Source organism: Corynebacterium sp. NML 150383, assembly GCF_002285085.1.
In the GTDB taxonomy this organism is placed as follows: domain Bacteria; phylum Actinomycetota; class Actinomycetes; order Mycobacteriales; family Mycobacteriaceae; genus Corynebacterium; species Corynebacterium gottingense.
On sequence record NZ_NSGK01000001.1, the window covers coordinates 13,952 to 31,386 of the forward strand.

Sequence of the window (17,435 nt, forward strand, 5' to 3'; positions counted from 1 at the left end):
TAGCGGGTATGGCTGACAAGAAATCGCGCGCGGGCGCGCCGCGCAAGGGGAAACTGCACGAGCAGCACAAGGACATCGCCGGGGAGATGTTCCTCACCGGGCGCCACCAGGAGATCCCGAAGCGCCCGCTGGACGAGTTCCCCCGCACCACCCTGGCCGCGGGCGCGGTGCTGTGGCGCGGCGACCGCACCCGACCGGAATCCATCGAGGTGGCGTGCATCCACCGCCCGCACTACGACGACTGGTCCCTGGCCAAGGGCAAGCTCGACCCCGGCGAGTCGCTCGTGGTCACCGCGGTGCGCGAGATCCGCGAGGAGACTGGCTACGAGGTGCGTCTGGGCAAGCTGCTGGGCAAGACCATTTACCCGGTGAAGCACACCACGAAGGTGGTCTACTACTGGACGGGCGAGGTCACCGGTGGCGAGTTCACCCCGAACGACGAGGTGGACGAGATCCGCTGGCTGCCCATCTCCGAGGCGAAGCCGCTGATGAGCTACAACCTGGACCGCCAGGTGCTGGAGAAGGCACAGAAGCGCTTTGCACGCTCCGCAGATACCCGCATCCTCCTCGTGCGCCATGCTCGCGCGCACGAGCGCGCGAAGTGGTCCGGGGATGACAATCTGCGCCCGCTGGACAAGAAGGGTCGCCGCCAGGCGGAAATGCTGGTGCCGATGCTCTCCCCCTTCGCACCCACCCGCATCTTCTCGGCGGAGCCGGACCGCTGCCAGGCCACCGTCGAGCCGCTTGCGGACGAACTTGGCCTGGACGTCACCGTCGACCCTCGCTTCGGCGACCAGGCCTGGCTGGGCGATATGGTCGGCGCGAAACGCGCGTTCGAGGACGTGATCAACGCCGAGGGCACGAGCGTGATTTGCAGCCAAGGCGAGGCCATCCCGGGGCTGATAGCGTGGTTGGCAGCAAGCGGTACGCTGCCGATTGATACGGAAATCAACGCGAAAAAGGGCTCGGTGTGGTCGCTGACGTTCCACAAGGGCCAGCTCTCGGGTGCGGATTACCTGCCTTCGGCGCTACCGGTGAAGTAGCAGAAAGGACAACTATGGCTTTCGCCCCGATTACGCAGGAGCGCGTCGAGGCCACACTGGACGAGCTGGGCCTCAAGCACTACCGCAGCGAGTCGGACGACATGACGGTCACCGCGTTCCCCAGCGCGGTGTGCTTCTTCCGCTTCGACGGCGACATGTTCAACATCGTCGCCCGGTGGCTGGGTACCGCCCGCACCGAGGAAGACAAGCGCGCTTTGCGACGCTGCGTAAACACCGTCAACCGCTCCCTGCCCCGCCTGCGCATACACCCCACCCCGTGGGAAGACGACGCCATGCTGGCCTTCGTCGATTCCCCGTTCTTCCCCAGCGGCGGCGCGGAGGACGAGCAGCTCAAGCGCATGCTGGACTTCTACTTCTCCATGCTGCGCTACGCCACCGATGCGCTCAACGAGGAGCTCAGCGAGCTTCGCGACGACATCGCGCGCGAGCGTTCCGCCGAATCCAGCACTGAATCCGACGCATCCGACGCATCCGACGAGGGGGCACAGTAATGGCCGACCACACAACCGGTTACCGCAACACCGACCTGGACCGCGTACGCGAGTACTTCCGGCAGCAGGGCTGGACCTACACCGACTCCGAGAACCCGGATTCCTTCCAGACGGGGTTCGCGGGCATTTCGATGGAAATCTCGTACACGTCGAACTCGATCGTGCTGTTTACCACCGTCGGCGTCAGCGAGGTCACCGCATCCCGCTTCGACGAGGTATTGACCTGGTGCGAGGAGTTCAACAACGTGCGCTCCTTCCCCACTGCGGTGGCGCTGGAGGACCCGGAACGCGACCTCGCCGCGCTGGGCGTGACCTACGCGCTGCCGTGCCACTGGAAGCACACCGACGAGCAGTTCCGCGACTTCGTGGACCGCGGCGTGCTCGGCCTGGTGAACACCTCCAAGGCGTTCCTCAAGGAGTTCGCCCCGGAGGCGCTGGAAAACCTGCCGGAGTAGCGCGACTAGCGCACCGCCGGCTTGAACGCGGGGCGCTTTGCTTCGAAGGCCTGGATCGCGGGCTCGTCGCGAAGCGTCAGCCCGATGTCATCCAGCCCTTCCATCAGGCGCCATCGGGTGTAGTCGTCGATGTCGAAGGTGTACGTGTTCTCGCCGACGGTGACCGTGCGGTCCGCGAGCGAGACCGTAGCCTCCAGACCCGGCGTCTGCTCCAGCTGCTTCCAGATCAGCTCGATGTCGGACTCGCTCATGATGCCCGCGAGCAGGCCGGCCTTGCCGGCGTTACCACGGAAGATGTCAGCAAACCGGTGGCTAAAGACGGCTTTGAAGCCGTAGTCCATGAGCGCCCACACGGCGTGCTCGCGCGAGGATCCGGTGCCGAAGTCGGGGCCGGCGAACAGCACCGAGCCTGCCGCGAAGTCCTCCTGGTTCAGCACGAAGTCCGGCTGGTTCTCGCACCAGTTGGAGAACAGGCCGTCCTCGAAGCCCGTGCGGGAAACTCGCTTGAGGTAGCGGGCGGGGATAATCTGGTCCGTATCGACGTTTGACCTGGTCAGCGGCACCCCAACGCCGGTGTGGGTGGTGAACTTCTCCATGATGTGTACTCCTCGTTGTCGTGTGTGAGTGCTGGTGGGCTTAAAGATCCGCGGGGCTGGCCAGGTGCCCGGTCACCGCAGTTGCGGCGGCCACCAGCGGCGAGACCAGGTGGGTGCGCCCGCCGGGGCCCTGGCGGCCCTCAAAGTTGCGGTTGCTTGTCGACGCCGACCGCTCCCCCGGCGCCAGCTGGTCCGGGTTCATCCCCAGGCACATCGAGCAGCCGGCGGTGCGCCACTCCGCGCCGAACTCGGTGAAGACCGCGTCCAGCCCCTCCTCTTCGGCCTGCTGCTTGACCAGCGTGGACGACGGCACGACGAGCATGCGGGTGCCGTCGGCAATGCGTCGGCCGCGCACGACCTCGGCGGCGGCGCGCAGATCCTCGATACGCGCGTTGGTGCAGGAGCCGAGGAAGACGGTGTCGATGGCGATGTCGCGCAGCGGCGTGCCCGGGGTGAGGTCCATGTACGCGAGCGCCTTCTCGGCGGCCTGCTTCGAGCTGTCGTCGGTGAAGCCCTCCGGGTCCGGCACGTTTTCACCCAGCGGGAGGCCCTGGCCGGGGTTCGTGCCCCAGGTAACAAACGGGGTGAGCGCCGAGCCGTCGATCTCGACGACGGTGTCAAAGGTGGCACCCTCGTCCGTGGAAAGCGTCTTCCAGTACTCGACGGCCGCGTCCCAGTCGGCGCCCTTCGGCGCGTACTCGCGGCCCTTGACGTATTCGAACGTCGTCTCGTCTGGGGCGACCATGCCCGCACGCGCGCCCGCCTCGATGGACATGTTGCAGATGGTCATGCGCGCTTCCATCGACAGCTTGCGGATCGCCTCGCCGCGGTACTCGATGATGTGGCCCTGCCCGCCACCGGTGCCGATCTTGGCGATGATTGCCAGAATCAGGTCCTTCGCGCTCACGCCCTCGGCGAGCTCGCCGGTAACCTCGACGGCCATCGTCTTAAACGGCTTGAGCGACAGGGTCTGCGTCGCCATCACGTGCTCGACCTCGCTGGTGCCGACGCCCATGGCGATGGAGCCGAACGCGCCGTGCGTCGAGGTGTGCGAGTCGCCGCACACAATCGTCATGCCGGGCTGGGTGATTCCCAGCTGCGGGCCGACCGTGTGGACGATGCCCTGCTTGACGTCACCCATCGGGTGTAGCGTCACGCCGAATTCCTCGCAGTTCTTGCGCAGCGTCTCCACCTGGATGCGCGACGTCGGCTCGGCGATCTCAAGCAAGTTGCCGTTCACGATGCCTTCAGTGGGCACGTTGTGGTCCTCGGTGGCCAGGTGCAGTTCGGGGTGGCGCATGGTGCGCCCGGCCATGCGCAGTCCGTCAAACGCTTGTGGGGAGGTGACCTCGTGGAGCAGCTGGAAGTCGATGTAGATAAGGTCGGGCTCGTCGCCCTTGCCTGCGGAAACGACGTGGTCGTTCCACACTTTTTCGGCCAGCGTCAGGGGCTGTTGCTCCATGGTGATTCTCCTTGGGTCAACGCACCGTCGAGAAGCGCTGCTTCCCAAAATGCGAGATGCTACTATCCATTACGTGAGACAGTATAGCGAAGACTCCGGCATCAAAGTGCTCGACCGTTCCGTAGCGATCGTCCGCTCGGTCGCGCGGGGCGACAAGACCCTCGCGCAACTCAGCGAGGACACGGGGCTGCCCAGGGCCACCACCCACCGCATTGCCACCGCGCTCGAGGTCCACAACATCCTCGCGCGCACCGACACGGGAGCCTGGACGGTGGGCCCCGCGCTCGAGTCGTTCTCTTCGGGCACGCCGCCGCAGCTGCTCAGTGCGGCGTCGCCCATCATGCGCGAACTCGTCGCCACGACCGGCGAGGCGGTCCAGCTCTACGAGCTCACCGGCGACACCCGCACGTGCATCGCCGCCGAGGAACCCGCGGCCGGCCTGACCTACACCGTGCCGGTCGGCTCGCAGCTCTCGCTCACCGCGGGGTCGGCCGCGCGAGTCTACGCCGCACATGCGCTTATCGACGCTACCCCGTTCCCCACCTCCGAACTGGACTCCGTGCGCGAGACGGGCTTGGCAGAATCCGTCGCCGAGCGCGAGGTCGGCCTCGCGTCCGTCTCGACGCCGGTGCGCGACCCCGACGGCTCGGTCATCGCGGTGCTCTCTATCTCCGGCCCGGCGGAGCGGTTCTCCCCCAGCCCCGCCGACAAGTGGGGCGCGGAGCTCCTAAGCGCCCGCGGCCGGCTCGAGGCCGCCCTCTAAGTTAGGCCTCTAAGTTAGGCCTCGACGAAGCCCTCGCCGATGCGCCACTGCTGCTCGTGCGCGAGCGACACGGTGGCGTCCGGGTCCTCGACGTCGGACACGCGGTAGTAGAGCATGTCGACGTAGTCGTGGTGGATGCTGGCGACCCCGTATCCGTGTCCGTCAAAATCGATGTGCTTGACCCACGGGTTGTTGTCACGAATGACCTTCTCCACCAGCAGCGAGGTGGAGTTGTCCTCCTCGTGGTAGGTGCCAAACGCGCTGGTGAGAATCTCATCCACGTTGGGCGCCGAGATGGAGGTGGTGACCATCTCGCAGCCGATCTCGCCGTAGGTCGAGGAGATGGAGTTCGCCCACTCGGAGTGGATGTCGCCGGTGAGGAACAAGACATTGCTCTCCTGCTCGTCCAGCATCGTAAGCAGACGGTTGCGCTCGGCAGCGTAGCCGTCCCACTGGTCCGAATTGACCGCGATACCGGTGGAGCGCTCCCTAATGAACCCAACGGCTTCATTCGCCTTGTCGTTGTCCGCGATGGTGACAAAGCGCATCGGGGAAATCATCACCGAGTTGCCCAGCACGTCCCAGCGGGCGTTGGATTCCTGCAGCTGCTCGGCAAGCCAATTGAACTGCTCGCTGCCCAGCATCGTGCGATCCGGATCGTCGAAGTGGTCGCTGCCGGACTCCTCGTCGCGGTAGGTGCGCAGGTCCATCATGGTCAGCTGCGCGAGCTTGCCAAAGTTGAAGCGGCGATAGATGCGGCGCTCTCCCGACAGGGATTCCGCGCGAACCGGAAGCCACTCAAAATAGGCCTGCATCGCAGCGTCGCGACGCTCATCAAACTGCCCTTCCTCGCGGCCGTCCGTGTGGTTCTCCGCGCCTTCGCGCCAGTTGTTGTTGGCCACCTCGTGGTCGTCCCACACCACGATCCACGGACAGGCCGCGTGCGCCGCCTGCAGGTTGAGGTCCGTACGGTAGCGCCCGTAGCGCTGGCGGTAGTCCTCCAGCGTGGTGATCTCCCACTCCGGGTGGTGCATACGAGCGACACCGCTCTTGCCCGCGTACTCGCCCGTGGGGTACTCGTAGATGTAGTCGCCCAAAAAGACCACGTGGTCGATCTCGCCACTGCGTCCGCGCTCGGCCATGTCCGCATACGCCTGGAAGTACCCGGATTCCCAGTTGGCGCAGGAGGCGATGGCCAGGTTGAGCTGGTCCAGGTCCGCGTCCTCCTTCGGCGCCGTCAGCGCGCGCCCGACCGGAGAGACCGCTCCCTCATGCTCGCCGCTTTTCACGACAAATCGGTAGAAGTACTCCGTCTCCGGCTTCAGTCCGGTCGGGTCCACGTGCACGGTGTGGTCCGACGACGCCACCGCCATGACGGAGCCCGTCTTCGGCTTCTTGAAGTCCTCAGAGGTGTCCAGCTGCCACTCCAGCTCCACATCTTCGCCCAGACCAGAACCCGGTAGCGCCTCGCGCGACGGGGTGACGCGCGTCCAGAGCACGACCCGGTCCGGCAGCGGGTCACCGGACGCGACACCGTGCAGGAACGGCAGGCCCCACTGGTCCGCAGTGGTGGGTGTTTCCGGGGTGGAGACGGTACCGGTGCGGGCGGCGTACGCCCCGGTGGCCCCCACAGCAGCGGCGGCAGCGGACGCTGCGGCCGCCTGCAGGACGACGCGACGATTCACACGAAACTCTGAGCTCATGACCGTTACTTTTACCCAACGCTCATGCCTCCGCAAGACGAACAGCGCAAAGTAAGTTACTGTTCACTTAAATTTCAGCTTTCCGCTGCTTTGCACGTAACCGCCTGTTCAGAATCTTCAGATTAAGTAAAGGACCATGGCCTTCATGCGTACCCCTCACCGTTCCCCCGCCCGCCGCGGCGCACTCGCAGCCGCACTTGCAGTGTCCCTCTTCGCCGCTCCCGTCGCAGTGCCCACGGCGCACGCCGCGACCAATGCGGTCGACCGCGTCGCCCTCGGTATCGGCGCTGACGAGACCCAGGCGAACGTCGCTTGGCAGTCCGCGCGACTCGGCGAGCAGTACCTCGAGTACTGGAAAAGCGACGATCCGTCGTCGAAGCAGAGCGTGACGTCGGAAAAGGGCCCCCGCGAGGCGCTGATGACCAACCTCGAGCCGGAGACTGAGTACACCTACCGCATTGGCAGCGACAAGATCGGTTGGACCGATGAGGCGACCTTCACCACCGGCGAGGAGTCGGATTCCTGGAACTTCCTCGCGTTCGCAGACGCGCAGATCGGTGTGGACACCAAGATCGATGAGCAGGCCGCCGCCTGGGACAAGGCAGTCACTACCGCTACCTCTGAGCACCCGGATTCCGCATTCATCATGCATCTGGGCGACCAGATCGAGGGCTGGGGTGCGCCGAACCAGCAGATGAAGGCGTTCCTGGCTCCGGAGAAGCTCAAGGAGTACCGCCTCGCCGTGCTGCGCGGCAACCACGAGACCTACGCCCCGGCCAGCATCTTCGACGACGGCTTCTACCTCCCCAACGAGGACGCCGATACCACCGACTACTTCTTCACCTACAACAACGTGCTGTTCATCGGCCTGGACGGCAACCGCAGCTCCAGCGAAGACATTCAGAAGCACGCGGAGTTTGTAAAGAAGACCATCGCCGAGCAGGGCAAGGACGCGGACTGGGTGATCGCCGGCATTCACCAGGCGCCATTCTCCCAGGGCACCCACTACACCGACAATGACGTCGTGCGTATGCGCAACGAGCTCACCCCAGAGCTGTCCAGCGCCGGCGTGGACCTCGTCCTCAGCGGCCACGACCACATCTACACCCGCACCCACCTCATGAACGGCGCCGACCCCGTCGTCCCTGAAAGCGCGGCGAAGGCGGGGGACGTACTCATCCCGGACGAGAACCAGGTCCTCTACGTCACCTCCACCACCGCGACCGGTGGCAAGTACTACGACTTCCAGGACGAGAACAAGGAGAAGCACCCGCGCATCCGCGAGGAGCGCGCGACGGACCTTGTGCACAAGTCCACGGCCCGCTGGCGCCAGGACTACAACCCGGACTACACCAGCATCGATGTCTCCCCGGAGTCCCTGAAGCTGACCACTTACAACATCAACACCCCGTACACGGTCGATCAAGTCACGCTGCAGAAGAAGGACGCGGCGAAGCCGGAGGAGACCACCACCCCGGCCAAGCCGTCCGAGGCCACGACCTCCGCGACCTCCGCGCAGGCGACGCCGACCACGGGCAAGACCAGCCCGGCCGAGACGACGACGGCAACGACCACCGTGCGGCAGGAGCCGAAGACCAGCGTGGTCACCACCACCGTGGAAAAGCCGGTCACCACGACGCAGACGGTGGACAAGACCACCGAGGTCCCGACCACGATCACCAAGGGCTCCCCGGCCCCGACCACGGTGACTACTGCGGTCCCGACGACCGTGCGCGAGGAGGTGGAGAAAACCACCACCAAGCTGGTGCCCACCACCATCACGCGCACGGAGGAGGTGTCCTCCACCGCGAAAGAAACCGTCAAGGAGACGGTAGAGAAAACCGTCGCCACCACCGCACACGCCACGGTGACCACCACCGCCGAGCCCACTGAGAAGCCGGACCAGCAGCCAAGCGAGAAGCCGGACCAGCAGCCAAGCGAGAAGCCGAGCGACGACACCGAAGGCGCATCGAGCGGCAGCAGCGTCGCCGGCGCCGTCCTGCTCGCGCTCGGCCTGTTCGCTTCCCTGCTCGCCGTCATCGCCGGCATCTTCGCCCACCAGTACCCCGACCTGGTGCAGCAGATCCGCAACTACTTCAACATCTAGCTCAACGGCCATTGCCGCTTTGCGCCGCCGCCTGCCTCCACGAGGGGCCAGGGGCGGCGCATTGTGTATGAAGCGCCCGGAATCGGCGACGTCCAGGCAGGGGTGTGTGAATCCGGAGCCGCCCCGACGGTGCCCAGTTGACGAGAACCCCGTGACGAAGACGCTGGAAAAACTCCGTGATCTCGTCAACCTGTCTTCGTCAAACAGTCCAAACTGCACCCCGCCGGCACGCCGGGCCAGTTACGGCCCACACGACAAAAGCCGGACCGGCTTCCACGCTGTGGTGAAAAACGGTCCGGCTACGTTGTACCCCGTACGGGATTTGAACCCGTGTTACCGCCGTGAGAGGGCGACGTCCTAGGCCACTAGACGAACGGGGCTCGTTCGCTGTCCTTGCGACTTTGTAAACAATAAAGGCAAACCCTACCACTTAGCAAATCGCTAGCTCATGCCCCGTTTTTCGCGCGGATCACAACGCGACAAAACCAACAAGCGCCGCGCCGATGACAACGGCCCACGCGGGCACCTTCCACGACCGCAGCGCAACGAAGGCGACCGCGGCGAGCGCCATCGTCGCGGGCCCTCCGATCCCCGACGTAAACACCGGCGTGTACAGCGCCGCTGCCAGGATTCCCACTACCGCGGCGTTCGCGCCGGCGAGCACGCTGCGGCTCGCCGGGTGGGCACGCAGCTGGTCCCAAAACGGCATCGCCCCCGCCACGAGGAGCGCAGCGGGCAGGAAGATCGCCATCGTGGCCAGGACCGCGCCCAGCGCCCAGTGGATGCCGTGTGCGCTCGCGCCGAGGAACGAGGCAAACGTGAACAGCGGCCCGGGCACCGCCTGCGCGGCGCCGTAGCCGGCAAGGAAGACGTCCTCGCCCACGAGCCCGTTCGGCACCACGGCCTGCTCAAGCAACGGCAGGACCACGTGCCCGCCGCCGAAGACGAGGGCGCCAGCGCGGTAGAAGGTATCCACGATACTGAGGCCGACGTCGCCGCCCCGAGCAATCAACGGCAGCGCGACCAGCAGCCCGGCGAACAGCGCCAGGCACGTCACGCCCACGCCCTTGGACTGCTGCGGGGTGGCGCGGTCGCGCGACGCATCATCGACCGTGCCGTCCTCCCCGCGCAGCAAACCGAACCCGGCCGCCGCGCCGAGGAGGATCGCCGCCACCTGCACCCAGGGGCTCGGCACGAGTAGGACCAGCACCATCGCGGACACCGCAATCAGCGCGCGCCACTTGTCCGTCACCAGCGAACCCGCCATCCCAATCACCGCGTGCGCAACCACGACCACGGCGGCGGCTTTCATTCCGGTGAGCCAGCCGGCGTGGGTGGCGTCGTCAAGCGTGGCGAGCCCCAGAGCGAAGCACACCAGAGCGATTGCCGACGGCAACGTGAAGGCCGCCCACGCCGCCGCCATGCCCAGGTACCCCGCCCGGCGGAGGCCGAGCGCCATGCCGACCTGGCTGGAGGCGGGGCCAGGGAGGAATTGGCAGAGCGCGACGAGGTCGGCGTACTCGGAGTCCGAGAGCCACTTCCGGCGCTCGACGAACTCGTCGCGGAAGTAGCCGAGGTGCGCAACGGGGCCGCCGAAAGAGGTGCAGCCGAGTTTGAGGGAGACGCCGAATACCTCGGCGACGCTGCCGCGCTGGCTCACTCCTGCTCCTTTGGCGTTGACGCGAAGACCAGTGGTGGGTCGATGCGGACCACTGCGGCGGTGTCGATCTCCGGGCGTGCGCTGCCGGGGGCGAAGGCGCGGAACTCGTGGTCACCCGCGCGCAGCGAGACCGAGTAGCCGCCGCGCTCGTAGAGCGCGGATGTCACGATCATCGTCATCGCCGTCGCTGTCGCGCCGTCGTGCCCGGCGCCGTCGAGGTGGACCATGGATGGCCGGACCGCCACCTCGACTTCGGTGCCGTCCGCCGCGGCGGTGCCCGAGAGCTCGGCGGGCCAGGACAGCTCGGGAAGGCTATCGACGACCACCCGTCCCCCATTGATCCGCCCTGGCAGCACGGTGGCGTCGCCCATAAACGACGCCACCCACGCCGACGCCGGCCGCGCGAGCAGGTCCGCCGGGGCAGCGATCTGTTCGATGACGCCGTCGCGAAGGACCGCGATGCGGTCGGCGATCGCCAGCGCTTCCTTCCGGTCGTGGGTGACGTGGACGGTGGTGAGGTTGTGCGTGCGTGTCAGCGCCACGAGCTCGCGCCGCAGGCCGTCGCGGAGGGGCTCGTCGAGGGCGGACAGGGCTTCGTCGAGAAGCAAAACGCTCGGCCGCGCGACGATGGCACGCGCGAGGGCGACGCGCTGGCGCTGGCCGCCCGACAGCGAGTCCGGTTTGCGCGCGCCGTACCCCGCCAGGCCGACGAGCTCGAGCACCTCTTCGACCCTGCTGCGGCGCTGCGACGCGGGCACCTTGGCCTGCTTGAGAGGGTAGGCCACGTTGGCCTCCACCGTCATGTGCGGCCAAACCGCGTGCTGCTGGAAGACCATGCCCATGTTGCGGTGCTCCGGCGGCACGGCGGACACGTCGCGGCCACCGATGCGGATCGTGCCGGACGTGGGGCGGAGGAAGCCGGCGAGGGTGCGCAGCAGTGTCGTCTTGCCCGAGCCAGAGGGGCCGACGAGCGCGAGAAACTCGCCGCTCTGCACGGTCGCGTCGAGATTGTTGAGGCCGACGGTGCCGTCGGGAAACGCCACGGTCAAGTGCTCGAGCTGGATTTCGCTCACTTGGCGCTCCTTTCTGGGTTGCGGATGGTCAGGGCGAGCGCGACGATGCCAATGACGGCGAACATGAGCGCCAGCGCGGACGCCTGGTTGTAGTTGCCGGATTGCTGCAGGTTAAACAGCTGCACACCGATCGTGGTGGTGCCGGGCGCGATGAGCAGGATGGAGACAGTGAGTTCCCGCACCGCGGTGACCGCAACCAGCACCGCGCCGGAGACGACCGCGGGGATGGCCATGCGGCCGGTCGTATCAAGCATGGCGCGGAGCCGGCCAGCACCGGAGATGCGCGCCGCCTCCTCCACCGCGGCTGGCATGGACGCCAGCGGGGCACGCACAGCCTGCAGCACGAGCGCGGTAAACGCGCACACGTACGCCAGGAGGATCACCCACCGAGTGTTGTACAGGTCGGTGTAGCGGCCGTAGATGACCCATCCGACGCCGATGATCAGCCCGGGCAGCGCCGTCGGGAGCAGCACGATCAGCGTCAGGGCGGTGTTCGAGCGCGCCCGTGTGCGGGTGACCAACAACCCGACTGCCCAACCAAGCAGGCCGCACAGCAGCGCAGCACCTAGCGCGAGGGTGACCGAATTGGTGAAGCCCTCGATCACACGCGGGTTCTCCAGGGTGGACTGGAAGTTCGACAGCGAGATGTTTTCCAGCGTAAATGGCACGCCCGGTGCGGGAAGCAGCGCGCGGTACGTCAGGCCGATGAGCGGCCCGAGGGTGAGCGCCAGCGCGACGATCCAGGCGACGACGGACACCGCCGCCCGCGACTTCCCCAGCGGCAGCGGCATCGACGCGCCAGTGTGGGTGGTGTTCGCGGCCCGGGCGGAGACGACGTAGTCCGCGACCACCGCCACGATCCCGAGGACAAGCAGCACCGTGCCGATGGTGGAGACCACCTGCAGCGGGTTGGCCACGATGCCTGACTCCATCATGCGGTAGACCATGGTGGCCAGCGTTTCGAAGCGGACAGGCGAGCCCAAGATCGACGGGATTCCAAAGTCGGCCAGGTTCGACACCGCGGTCAGCGTAAACGCGCTGAGGAACGCGGGGCCGAGCAGCGGCAGCGTGACCGTCCGCAGCACGCGGGCGTTGCCGGCGCCACTGATCCGCGCGGCGAGCTCCAAGTCGGCGGGGATGGAGCGCAGCGCCGCCGCGACGATGACGTACACCAGCGGGTAGGAGTGCAGCGTCATGAGGAAGATCACGCCGTCCGCTCCGTAGAGGTTCCAGATCTCGCGGCCGAACACAGCGTTGAGGCCCTGGTTGTTGCCAAACAGCTGCAGCCAAGAAATCGCACCAACAAACGGCGGGACGAGCAGCGGCGACAACAGCAGGATCCGCAGCGCGCCTTTGCCGTACACGTCCGTTCGCTCGAGCAGCAGCGCCACTGCCCCGCCGAGAAGCACCGCAAAGGCTGACGACGCCAACGTGGTCACCGCCGAGTTCAGCGTCGCCTTACCAAGGCCTTGCTCCAGCAGGAGCGGAATCTGGTTGCCGCCGAGCGCGAGCGACACGACGAGCGCGAGCGGAGTGAGAAACAGCGCGGCGACGACCAGCCACACGCCGAGGCGCGCGAGGCCGACGCCGGTGATACGGCGAGAGGTGGTAGTGGGCACGGTAATAGTCGGGCTACTTCACCGCGTTCTGGAAGAACGAGACCGCGTCCTCGCGGTCGTTGGTCACCGACTCGAGGTCGGCCTCCATCAGCGGGATGTCCTTGAGGCTCGGTGCGTCGCCAGGTGTGCCCACCGAATCAATCACCGGCAGGTAGTTCTGCTCCACCGCCAGCTTCTGCCCCTCCTCAGAGAGCACGAAGTTGATGTAGCGCTGCGCAGCGTCTTGCACATCGGAGTCCTTGAACACGGCGATGGGCTCGGTGATAAACGGCGCGCCCTCCTCCGGGTAGGACGTCGCGATCGGGGACCCCGCATCCGCCAGGTCGCGCACCAGGTAGTCCACCACGACGCCCACCGGGTGGCCGCCGCCCGCGATCTCCTGCGAGGTCGGGCCGTTGGACTTGGCAATCATCGGCTGGTTCGCGCCCAGCTTGGTGATCCACTCGTCGCCCAACGCCTCGTTGCCCTTCCACACGGTCGCGTTGTACGCGGCGGCGCCGGACACGGACGGGTCCGGCATGACGATCTTGCCCTGATACTCCGGGTCGGTGAGCGCCTGCCAGGAGGCGGGCGCGTTGCCCTGGTCGTACACGCCGGTGTTGTAGGCAATCACCGTCGGGATGATGCGGGTACCCACGTACATGTTGTCGGCGTCCTGCGCCTCCTCGATCACCTTGGAGGTGTCCACGTCCTTCAGCTCAGCCAGGTCGCCCGCTTCCTTGTACGTCTCAAAGGTCGGCGCGTCGGCGGCCCAGAAGATGTCGGCCTCGATGCTGCCCGCGGTCTTCTCCGCCTCAAGGCGCGCGGTGAGGTCGCCGGTGCCAGCGCGGTAGACCTCCACATTCACGTCCGGGTTGGCCTTCTCAAAGGCCTGGTTGATCTCGTCCACCTTCTCTTCCGGCTCGGAGGTGTACACGGTGATCGTGGTCTCGCCGCCATCGGCCGCGGCCGTGGACCCGTTCTCGGTGGAATCCTCAGCGGAAGGTTCGGAGCAGCCAACCAGCAGCGCCGCCACGGATCCCGTGGCAAACAGGGCGGTCAGGGTGGTTTTCGCAGTCATGCGCATGTCAATCGTTCCTCGCACTCGGCCATTTTTAACGACCAATACCGTAGCAAGGACTCAGGTACTTCGCAGCGCGAACGCACTATTGCTTCTCGACCCCACTCCCCCGCTCCCAAACGCAAAAACTGAGGCGGCCAGCAAACTCGCTGACCGCCTCAGTATCTTGTACCCCGTACGGGATTTGAACCCGTGTTACCGCCGTGAGAGGGCGACGTCCTAGGCCACTAGACGAACGGGGCTTAAGGACACAGAACTACAATGTGGAGTTCTGTTGCTGGCCTACCTGGACTCGAACCAAGAATGGCGGTACCAGAAACCGCTGTGTTGCCAATTACACCATAGGCCATCGTTTTTCAGTGCTTACCGGAGTAAACTCTCTGTGAAGTTGTTTCCGTGTTCGCTCTGAACAACGATGATTACTATAACCAGAACGCGCTATACATACCAAATCGCCTGGTCAATGCGCATTTTCAGTACCTTAAATCACGCCGTTGTAAGTGTGCTTTTGCGGGCCCTCTCCCGCCCTGCTCTCCCCCCACACAACGACAGCACCCGCGTGGCAGGCGGTGGGCCTGGCACGCGGGCGTCGTGAAGCAATGGGCGCCTATGCGGCGGTGAACGGGGTGACCTCGCGCGCGGCGCGCAGGCGGGTCAGCGTGGACTCCTTGCCCAAAAGCTCCATGGACTCGAACAGTGGCGGGGAGACCTGCTCGCCGGAGATGCCCACGCGCAGGGCGCCGAAGGCCTTGCGGGGCTTGAGCTCCAGCTTCTGGATCAGGGCCTCGTTGAGCGCCTCGTCGATGGCGTCGGTGGCCCACGCGGACTCGTCGATCGCCTCGAGGGCGGCGATGCCCTCGTCGAGCGCCTGGACCGCGTCCTCCTTGAGGTTCTTCTTCGCGGCCTTCTCGTTCAGCTGCAGCTCGGCGTCCGGGGTGACAAGGAACTTGAGGAGCCCGTAGGCGTCGCCAAGCATCTTGATGCGCGTCTGCACGAGCTCCGCGGCCAGCGCGAACTTGTCGGCCGGGTAGTCGGCCGGGAAATCGGTGTACTCCGTGAGGTAGGCGCGCAGGCGATCGCGGAAGTCCTCCGAGTCCAGCTGGCGGATGTGGTCGGCGTTGATGGCCTCGAGCTTCTTCTGGTCAAAGCGCGCGGGGTTGCCCAGCACGTCGTGCACGTCGAAGGCCTTGACCATCTCGTCGACGGAGAAGATGTCCTGGTCCGCGGACAGCGACCAGCCGAGCAGCGCGAGGTAGTTGATCATGCCCTCGGGGATGATGCCGGCGTCGCGGTGGTTGAACAGGTTGGACTCCGGGTCGCGCTTGGACAGCTTCTTGTTGCCCTGCCCCATCACGAACGGCAGGTGGCCGAACTCGGGCGTAAACTCCGCGACGCCGATGCGCTGCAGTGCCGCGTAAAGCGCGATCTGTCGCGGGGTGGAGGACAGCAGGTCCTCGCCGCGCAGCACATGGGTGATGCCCATCAGCGCGTCGTCGACCGGGTTGACCAGCGTGTACAGCGGGGCGCCGTTGGAGCGGGCGACCACAAAGTCGGGCTGTGTGTTCGACTTGAACGTGACTTCGCCGCGGACCAGGTCGTTCCAGGTCCAGTCCTGATCCGGCATGCGCAGGCGCCACACGGGCTTGCGACCCTCGGCCTCGAACGTGTCGATCTGCTCCTGGGTCAGGTCGCGGTCAAAGTTGTCGTACCCCAGCTGCGGGTCGCGGCCGGCGGCCTTGTGCCGCTCCTGCACCTCCTCGTTAGTGGAGTACGCGGGGTAGACCTCTCCGGCCTCGATGAGCTTGTCCAGCACATCTTTGTAAATGTCCATGCGCTGCGACTGGCGGTATGGCTCGTGCGGGCCGCCGACGTTGATGCCCTCGTCCCAGTTCAGGCCGAGCCACTCGAGCGACTCGATAATGGCCTGGTAGGACTCCTCGGAGTCGCGGGCGGCGTCGGTGTCCTCGATGCGGAAGACAAACGTGCCGCCGCTGTGCCGCGCCTGCGCCCAGTTGAACAAGGCGGTGCGCACCATACCGACGTGCGGGGTGCCGGTTGGCGATGGGCAGAAACGTACGCGCATTGCAGAATCAGTCATGGGGTAAATAGTAGCGCGGACGCAAACAGCGTCAATTAGCAGGCAATTGCTTCTCGACGCCCCTCCCCACGCCCCCGACCACGAGCGCCAAATCCCCAAGAGTTGCCGCACACATTGCGGTTGCTAAAGTCTTCCCTTATGCCGCATACCCCCGCGTCCGATTCCCTCCGCCCCGCGAGCGCACCCGACTTCCTGCTCTCACGCCCGGGCGGCTCTGTGCGCACCCAAGGAGCCGCGCGCCGGTTCTCCGACGCGTGGGACGCAATCGACGCGCTCGAAGCAGGCGACGTGGACATGCTCGTCGGCGCCCTGCCGTTCGACCAGGACTGCCCCGCCGCGCTCACCGCCCCGGAAAAGATTGTGCGCGAGTCCGGCACGCTCGAGCCCCACCCCTACTACCGAGTGGGCCCGGGCGCCCAGCTCAACGCGTCGGTGACCAGCTTCGACCCCTCGCCGCAGGAGCACCTGCGCCGCATCGAGGCCGCGATCGGCACGATCGAATCCTCCAAACTGAACAAGGTGGTCTTGGCGCGCGCCGTCGATATTGCCTTCGACCCGCCAGTTGATCCCCGGCTCGTCGCCGCGCGCCTGATTGACCTGTCGTACACCCGCGACGGCTTCATTGCGGACCTCACCCCCTCCGGCCGCACCGGCCACTTCTTTGTCGGTTCCTCCCCCGAGGTGCTGGTGAAGCGGCGCGGTTCGGAGGTGTCCTCGCGCCCGCTGGCCGGCTCTGCCGCGCGCATCCCGCACGACCGCGACGCCGACGAGGCGGCGGCCGCAGCCCTGTACAACTCGGCGAAGGACCTGGGTGAGCACGCCTACGTGGTTGAACACATCCGCCGCGTACTCGCACCGCTGTGCTCGCGCCTGGACATCCCCGACCGCCCGGAGTTGGAGAAGACCAGCGAGATGTGGCACCTTGCCACCCCGATCCGCGGCGAGCTCAAGGATCCAGCGCCGAGCGCGCTGGACTTGGCGCTGCGCCTCTACCCCACTCCGGCCGTGTGTGGGACCCCCTCCGACGCGGCGGAGGCGCTGATCACCACCGCGGAGACCGACCGCGGTTTCTACGGCGGTGCGGTCGGCTACACCGACGCGAACGGCGACGGTGAGTACATGGTGGCCATCCGCTGCGCCGAGGTCGACGCCGCTGGCGCCACCGCCCGCACCTGGGCCGGCGGCGGGCTCGTCATCGACTCCGACCCGCAGGCGGAGCTGGACGAGACGAGCGCAAAGCTGCGCACCATCATGCGCGCGCTCGGGCTCTAGGTCCGCCTGCCG

The 17,435-nt window shown here is 66.4% G+C and carries 14 protein-coding genes and 3 tRNA genes; 6 read left to right on the plus strand and 11 right to left on the minus strand.

The genetic code is table 11. From position 1 onward, the window contains the following. Window positions 1–8 precede the first annotated feature (8 nt). From CKJ85_RS00075 to CKJ85_RS00085, 3 genes are read left to right on the plus strand one after another with little or no spacing between them, the layout of a single operon-like run. On the plus strand, window positions 9–1,043 hold the full coding sequence (locus CKJ85_RS00075; protein WP_095536887.1) for a bifunctional NUDIX hydrolase/histidine phosphatase family protein: 1,035 nt from the start codon (window positions 9–11) through the stop codon (window positions 1,041–1,043). A 14-nt stretch (window positions 1,044–1,057) separates the two neighbouring features. Then, window positions 1,058–1,555 (plus strand): YbjN domain-containing protein, encoded by a 498-nt coding sequence (locus CKJ85_RS00080; RefSeq protein WP_095553037.1) that lies wholly within the window; start codon window positions 1,058–1,060, stop codon window positions 1,553–1,555. Continuing rightward, the gene (locus CKJ85_RS00085) at window positions 1,555–2,010 is read left to right on the plus strand and encodes a YbjN domain-containing protein (protein WP_095536889.1); all 456 of its coding nucleotides are present in this window, start codon (window positions 1,555–1,557) and stop codon (window positions 2,008–2,010) included. The genes CKJ85_RS00080 and CKJ85_RS00085 overlap by 1 nt, the downstream gene beginning before the upstream one ends. A 5-nt stretch (window positions 2,011–2,015) precedes the next feature. Here the strand turns inward: CKJ85_RS00085 and leuD are convergent, their stop codons facing one another. Next, window positions 2,016–2,606, minus strand: a complete 591-nt coding sequence (gene leuD, locus CKJ85_RS00090; protein WP_095553038.1) for a 3-isopropylmalate dehydratase small subunit — start codon at window positions 2,604–2,606, stop codon at window positions 2,016–2,018. 40 nt (window positions 2,607–2,646) lie between these two features. Further along, a complete protein-coding gene (gene leuC / locus CKJ85_RS00095) occupies window positions 2,647–4,068 on the minus strand; it encodes a 3-isopropylmalate dehydratase large subunit (RefSeq protein WP_095553039.1) in 1,422 nt (473 codons plus the stop codon). A gap of 49 nt (window positions 4,069–4,117) precedes the next feature. On the opposite strand from leuC, the gene CKJ85_RS00100 reads away from it, so the two are divergent. Further along, the gene (locus CKJ85_RS00100) at window positions 4,118–4,831 is read left to right on the plus strand and encodes an IclR family transcriptional regulator (RefSeq protein ID WP_095553040.1); all 714 of its coding nucleotides are present in this window, start codon (window positions 4,118–4,120) and stop codon (window positions 4,829–4,831) included. 14 nt (window positions 4,832–4,845) lie between these two features. Here CKJ85_RS00100 and CKJ85_RS00105 read toward each other — a convergent pair whose 3' ends face one another. Beyond that, on the minus strand, window positions 4,846–6,534 hold the full coding sequence (locus CKJ85_RS00105; RefSeq protein WP_095553041.1) for an alkaline phosphatase: 1,689 nt from the start codon (window positions 6,532–6,534) through the stop codon (window positions 4,846–4,848). A 145-nt stretch (window positions 6,535–6,679) separates the two neighbouring features. On the opposite strand from CKJ85_RS00105, the gene CKJ85_RS00110 reads away from it, so the two are divergent. After that, window positions 6,680–8,641, plus strand: coding sequence for a metallophosphoesterase (locus CKJ85_RS00110; protein ID WP_158221596.1), 1,962 nt, complete (start codon window positions 6,680–6,682; stop codon window positions 8,639–8,641). A 307-nt stretch (window positions 8,642–8,948) separates the two neighbouring features. Here CKJ85_RS00110 and CKJ85_RS00115 read toward each other — a convergent pair. The 8 genes from CKJ85_RS00115 to gltX form a co-directional block, all read right to left on the minus strand. Beyond that, window positions 8,949–9,021, minus strand: a tRNA-Glu gene (locus CKJ85_RS00115). 89 nt (window positions 9,022–9,110) lie between these two features. After that, window positions 9,111–10,301 carry a chromate efflux transporter gene (gene chrA, locus CKJ85_RS00120; protein ID WP_095553043.1) on the minus strand — a complete coding sequence of 397 codons (1,191 nt, stop codon included), beginning with the start codon at window positions 10,299–10,301 and terminating at the stop codon, window positions 9,111–9,113. Further along, window positions 10,298–11,374, minus strand: a complete 1,077-nt coding sequence (locus tag CKJ85_RS00125) for an ABC transporter ATP-binding protein (protein ID WP_095553044.1) — start codon at window positions 11,372–11,374, stop codon at window positions 10,298–10,300. Before CKJ85_RS00125 ends, chrA begins: the two co-directional genes overlap by 4 nt. Continuing rightward, window positions 11,371–12,993: an iron ABC transporter permease gene (locus CKJ85_RS00130; protein ID WP_095553045.1), complete on the minus strand. Its 1,623-nt coding sequence runs from the start codon at window positions 12,991–12,993 to the stop codon at window positions 11,371–11,373. Before CKJ85_RS00130 ends, CKJ85_RS00125 begins: the two co-directional genes overlap by 4 nt. A gap of 13 nt (window positions 12,994–13,006) precedes the next feature. Then, on the minus strand, window positions 13,007–14,065 hold the full coding sequence (locus CKJ85_RS00135; protein WP_369825010.1) for an ABC transporter substrate-binding protein: 1,059 nt from the start codon (window positions 14,063–14,065) through the stop codon (window positions 13,007–13,009). A gap of 157 nt (window positions 14,066–14,222) precedes the next feature. Further along, a tRNA-Glu gene (locus tag CKJ85_RS00140) sits at window positions 14,223–14,295 on the minus strand. A 35-nt stretch (window positions 14,296–14,330) separates the two neighbouring features. Next, window positions 14,331–14,402 (minus strand) — tRNA-Gln (locus CKJ85_RS00145). A 258-nt stretch (window positions 14,403–14,660) separates the two neighbouring features. After that, complete coding sequence (gene gltX / locus CKJ85_RS00150; protein ID WP_095536899.1) at window positions 14,661–16,151, minus strand: glutamate--tRNA ligase; 1,491 nt, start codon at window positions 16,149–16,151, stop codon at window positions 14,661–14,663. Window positions 16,152–16,289: 138 nt separating this feature from the next. On the opposite strand from gltX, the gene CKJ85_RS00155 reads away from it, so the two are divergent. After that, window positions 16,290–17,423: an isochorismate synthase MenF gene (locus CKJ85_RS00155; protein WP_095553047.1), complete on the plus strand. Its 1,134-nt coding sequence runs from the start codon at window positions 16,290–16,292 to the stop codon at window positions 17,421–17,423. Window positions 17,424–17,435 lie beyond the last annotated feature (12 nt).

Bases quoted from the DNA above. Each gene is read 5' to 3' on its own strand.
- CKJ85_RS00085 (WP_095536889.1), top strand. From the start codon at position 1,555: ATGGCCGACCACACAACCGGTTACCGCAACACCGACCTGGACCGCGTA.
- gltX (WP_095536899.1), bottom strand. From the start codon at position 16,151: ATGACTGATTCTGCAATGCGCGTACGTTTCTGCCCATCGCCAACCGGC.
- CKJ85_RS00080 (WP_095553037.1), top strand. From the start codon at position 1,058: ATGGCTTTCGCCCCGATTACGCAGGAGCGCGTCGAGGCCACACTGGAC.
- leuD (WP_095553038.1), bottom strand. From the start codon at position 2,606: ATGGAGAAGTTCACCACCCACACCGGCGTTGGGGTGCCGCTGACCAGG.
- CKJ85_RS00075 (WP_095536887.1), top strand. From the start codon at position 9: ATGGCTGACAAGAAATCGCGCGCGGGCGCGCCGCGCAAGGGGAAACTG.
- CKJ85_RS00155 (WP_095553047.1), top strand. From the start codon at position 16,290: ATGCCGCATACCCCCGCGTCCGATTCCCTCCGCCCCGCGAGCGCACCC.
- CKJ85_RS00105 (WP_095553041.1), bottom strand. From the start codon at position 6,534: ATGAGCTCAGAGTTTCGTGTGAATCGTCGCGTCGTCCTGCAGGCGGCC.
- CKJ85_RS00110 (WP_158221596.1), top strand. From the start codon at position 6,680: ATGCGTACCCCTCACCGTTCCCCCGCCCGCCGCGGCGCACTCGCAGCC.
- CKJ85_RS00100 (WP_095553040.1), top strand. From the start codon at position 4,118: ATGCGAGATGCTACTATCCATTACGTGAGACAGTATAGCGAAGACTCC.
- leuC (WP_095553039.1), bottom strand. From the start codon at position 4,068: ATGGAGCAACAGCCCCTGACGCTGGCCGAAAAAGTGTGGAACGACCAC.